The 4,799-nt window shown below is 38.2% G+C and carries 4 protein-coding genes and 1 pseudogene; all 5 read left to right on the plus strand.

From position 1 onward, the window contains the following. Window positions 1-210 (plus strand): annotated as a pseudogene (locus VFS71_RS07720) (polyphosphate kinase 2 family protein); the annotation flags it as partial. A 123-nt stretch (window positions 211-333) separates the two neighbouring features. Beyond that, on the plus strand, window positions 334-2,004 hold the full coding sequence (locus VFS71_RS07725) for a SulP family inorganic anion transporter (RefSeq protein ID WP_326400351.1): 1,671 nt from the start codon (window positions 334-336) through the stop codon (window positions 2,002-2,004). Window positions 2,005-2,357: 353 nt separating this feature from the next. Next, window positions 2,358-3,059 carry a CoA transferase subunit A gene (locus VFS71_RS07730; protein ID WP_326400352.1) on the plus strand — a complete coding sequence of 234 codons (702 nt, stop codon included), beginning with the start codon at window positions 2,358-2,360 and terminating at the stop codon, window positions 3,057-3,059. Between the two features lie 113 nt (window positions 3,060-3,172). Further along, complete coding sequence (locus tag VFS71_RS07735; protein WP_326400353.1) at window positions 3,173-3,832, plus strand: CoA transferase subunit B; 660 nt, start codon at window positions 3,173-3,175, stop codon at window positions 3,830-3,832. Window positions 3,833-4,026: 194 nt separating this feature from the next. Beyond that, window positions 4,027-4,635 (plus strand): outer membrane beta-barrel protein, encoded by a 609-nt coding sequence (locus VFS71_RS07740; protein WP_326400354.1) that lies wholly within the window; start codon window positions 4,027-4,029, stop codon window positions 4,633-4,635. The last annotated feature ends 164 nt before the right edge of the window (window positions 4,636-4,799 follow it).

The raw sequence follows: 4,799 nt of genomic DNA on the forward strand, positions 1-4,799 counted from the left end.
GCCTATCAAGAATTAATAAAAAACACCTCTACCAAAAAATCTCCTTGGTATGTGATTCCTGCCGATAATAAATCCTATGCCCGTATTGCCATTGCATCGGCAATCATAACGGCACTAGAAGAAATGGATTTAGAATACCCAAAAGTGAGTGCAGAAAAAATAGCCGAATTAAATGCTGTCAAAAAAACATTATTGGACGAGGAAGATTAATTAGTCCATAGTAATTAGCAAAAAGTGATTAGTCTAGAGCACAATTCCAAAAGACTTATTTTCAAAATCACTACCAAAAAAGCTAATCACTAAGAACTAGCCACTAATCACTAAAAAGAGCTTATGACTTCTACCCTTTTTCCACCTTCTGCATGGATTGCAGCATACAATACCAAAACCTTAAAAAGCGACTTTGTAGCCGGAATAACTCTGGCTGCCTATGGAATTCCAGTATCACTCGCTTACGCAACCCTTGCAGGACTTCCTCCCCAATATGGTATTTATGGCTACCTCATTGGCGGCTTGTTTTATTCCTTGTTGGGAACCAGTAAGCAACTCGCCATAGGTCCAACATCGGCGATTTCCTTATTGATTGGAACCACCATTACTGATATGGCAAACGGCGATGTTCAGCGCTGGGCGGATATTGCCTCACTCACAGCTCTTGTTTTTGCAGGAATGGCAATACTGGCTTATCTCTTGCGTTTAAGTGGTATCATCAATTTTATCAGCGAAACCGTTTTGGTGGGATTCAAAGCCGGTGCTGCTATAACCATTGGCTTGACCCAATTGCCTAAATTATTTGGCGTAAAAGGCGGCGGCGATAATTTTATTGATCGCATTATCACTATTTTCCATCAAATACCGGACATGAATACTGCCGTTTTTATTTTTGGTATTGCTGCTATAATCATATTGATTGTGGGCGAAAAAATGGCACCGGGACGACCAATTGCAATTTTGATAGTCGTTTTATCAATAATCCTCATTTCGACAACACCATTGGGACATGATGGATTCAATACAGTTGGCACCATACCAACAGGTTTACCTGAATTTCATTTGCCCTCGCTTCGGATTAGCGATGTAGATGGCGTAATGCCCCTCGCCATGGCCTGCTTTTTATTATCATATATCGAAAGCGTTTCAGCAGGAAGAACATTAGCACAAAAAAACGGCTACGTCATTGATCCTCGCCAAGAATTACTGGCGCTTGGAGTTGCCAATGCAGCTGTAGCATTTGGTCAGGGCTATCCCGTTGCCGGAGGATTATCGCAGTCTGCCGTAAATGATACTGCGGGCGCCAAAACACCGTTATCGTTAATATTCGCCTCGGCAACAATTGCTTTCTGTCTATTGTTTTTAACAGGATTCCTTCAAAATTTGCCTACCGTAATTTTGGCATCCATAGTGTTGGTAGCCATTAGAGGACTTTTTGATTTACAGGAAATCAAACATCTCTATAAAATAGATAGACAGGAATTTTTTGTTGCTATGATTGCACTTGTCGCCGTACTTATTTGGGGAATCTTAACAGGGGTTTTACTGGCGGCAATGGTAACTTTGTTGCTGTTAATAAAAGCAGCCTCAAAGCCAACCGTCGCTTTCTTGGGCAGAATACCCGGAACCAAACGCTATACCGACATAGAAAGGCATCCAGACAATGAAAAAATAGATGGCGTACTACTTGTTCGGATTGAATCGTCCATATTCTATTTTAATGCCGAATACATCAAAGAGCAGATTTGGGGAAAAATCTACAGTGAAGCCGACAACTTGAAAACAGTTATATTAGATCTTAATTCCTCTCCCCGCATCGATATTGCAGGAGCCCGATTTTTAAAACATCTTTTTTTCGATTTGAAAGCAAGGAATATATCCCTAAAAATTGCCGAAGCCCGCTCCGAAGTCCGGGACAGCCTTCGTGCCGAGGGACTCGAAATGCTTTTGGGTCATATCAGTCGTACTGTTTCGGTGGATGATTTGGTGGTTAGTGCAATGCAAAACAATTAGGGGATGCCACCAGCTGAAAAAAAGGGCTAGCAACTTTGTCGTCATTACCCTTTTCTCCAGCTGCTGTCGGGCTATTCGCGCTACTTTGGTAGCTAGCTTCTATCCCTCACCCAAAATTACTGCTAATCATCAAGTTTTATATTTATCATATCTATTAAAAAAAATATCCCTTTTAATAAAAAATCATGAAAACAAATTAATGTGATTATTTTACTAAATTTGCCTTATAAATTCATTTTTTTCAATTGAGGTTCCTTTTTTAATACATTAAATAATAATACTTCACAGAAAACCGAAATGCTTTAATTTTTAAAAACAAAAAACGAAATCGATATAGTTATAAAAGAATTATTATGATTAACAAAAAAGTAAATACCGTTCAAGAAGCACTTCAAGGAATTGAAAACGGAATGACCCTCATGCTTGGTGGGTTCGGATTGTGTGGCATACCCGAAAACTCCATCGCCGAATTGGTTCAAAAAGAAACCACAAACCTAACCTGCATTTCAAATAATGCAGGAGTAGATGATTTTGGACTTGGTTTGCTTTTGCAAAAAAAGCAAATCAAAAAAATGATTTCTTCCTATGTCGGTGAAAATGCCGAATTCGAACGCCAAATGCTTTCTGGAGAACTTGAGGTAGACCTCATCCCACAAGGAACTTTGGCAGAAAGATGTCGTGTAGCACAAGCTGGCATTCCAGCCTTCTTCACACCCGCCGGTTATGGAACCGAAGTAGCCGAAGGCAAAGAAGTCCGTGAATTCAATGGCAAAATGCACATTATGGAACACGCTTTCAAAGCCGATTTTGCAATAGTAAAAGCCTGGAAAGGCGATACTGCAGGCAATCTTATCTTCAAAGGAACAGCCAGAAATTTCAATCCATGCATGTGCGGCGCGGCAAAAATAACCGTGGCTGAAGTAGAGGAATTGGTTGAAGCTGGGACATTAGACCCCAACCAAATTCACATCTCTGGGATTTTAGTGCAACGCATCTTCCAAGGGAAAAAGTATGAGAAAAGGATTGAGCAACGCACAACCAGAAAAAGAGAATAGATTTTAGATTACAGACCGCAGATTTCAGAAATTAGAATAAAGAAAATAGATATCAGACCTTAGAGAATTGACAATTTTTTTCAATTTTTTTAGATTTAAAAAAATAAAAACACATGGCATTAGATAAAATAGGAATTGCAAAACGAATTGCAAAAGAACTAAAAGACCGTTATTTCGTAAATTTAGGAATCGGAATTCCCACTTTGGTCGCCAACTATATCCCGAAAGGAATTGATGTCGAATTTCAAAGCGAAAATGGTGTTCTGGGCATGGGACCTTTCCCTTTTGAAGGCGATGAAGATGCCGATATCATCAATGCGGGAAAACAGACCATCACCACTTTGCCAGGAGCTTCTTTTTTTGATTCAGCAACCAGCTTTGGAATGATCCGCGGACAGCATGTTGACTTGACCATCCTGGGCGCTATGGAAGTTTCCGAAAATGGAGATATTGCCAACTGGAAAATCCCAGGAAAAATGGTCAAAGGAATGGGTGGAGCAATGGATCTTGTAGCATCTGCAGAGAATATTATCGTAGCAATGATGCATGTCAACAAAGCGGGAGAGTCCAAGATATTAAAAAAATGCACCTTGCCGTTGACGGGTGTAGGCTGCGTGAAAAAAGTGGTTACTGAATTGGCCGTTTTGGAAATCACGCCAAAAGGTTTTAAACTATTGGAAAGAGCACCGGGAGTGACTGTAGAACACATCATAGCTTCGACAGAAGCCGATTTAATCATCGAAGGTGAAATTCCGGAAATGATAATTGATTAAAACTTCATTTGATTTAAAAAAAACAATTCTTACGAGTTATTTTTTTTTATCTAAACCTTAAAAAACCAAAAAACATTATAACTAGCTAACACTTAAATACTTTTTTTGTTTTTACAAGTATGAATTAACATATAATTTGTAATCCTTTTGATTTTTTATCTATATTTGTTAGGAACAAACAAAACATAGAAATTATGAAAAATTACAGTTTTTTACTAATCGCTTTTTTATTTTCAGCAGGTATGATGGCTCAAGATAGAGGATCAGTTGTGTTAGATGTTTATGGAAGTTACACTTTTTCTAACAACGTAAATTTTGATTATGGACACATAAAAATCGGAGATGGTCTTACTTATGGTGCGGGATTAGAATTTTTTCCCCAAAAGTCAACTTCTATTGAGCTTAAATATTTAAGACTTGACACATCAATGAAGGTTGATGTGCCTGGTATCATTGACGATGTAGATGGTGACGGAGCTTTCAACTATATCTTAATAGGAGGTAATCATTATTTTGATAATGGAAATAATGCGGTTCCCTATTTAGGAGGAGGAATTGGTATGTCGATTACTGAAGGTCCATATGGCGGAAGTGATACCAACTTTGCATGGGAAATCAAGGGAGGAGTAAAAATAAAAACTGCTTCTATTGTTTCAATTAGTCTTCAAGCTAATCTTATATCAACTGTTGCTGCAGCTGGTACTGATACATATTGGGGATACTGGGGACCTGTTGCAGTACAGGATTATGCCTATTCTTATCAATTTGGACTAGGTGCTATCTTTGGTTTCAACTTCAAATAAGGGAAAGAAACATACTTATTAAAGCAACTCTCAATTGAGTTGCTTTTTTTATTTCTAAAATTTAGGATTCAATGGTATATTGGAACAAAATGACACAACACTATAAAGATATTATAAATTCTAAAACTACCTCAATAATCATCATTTTCACCGCAATAATTTGA

It is taken from the genome of Flavobacterium sp. (assembly GCF_035760125.1).
Lineage (GTDB): Bacteria > Bacteroidota > Bacteroidia > Flavobacteriales > Flavobacteriaceae > Flavobacterium.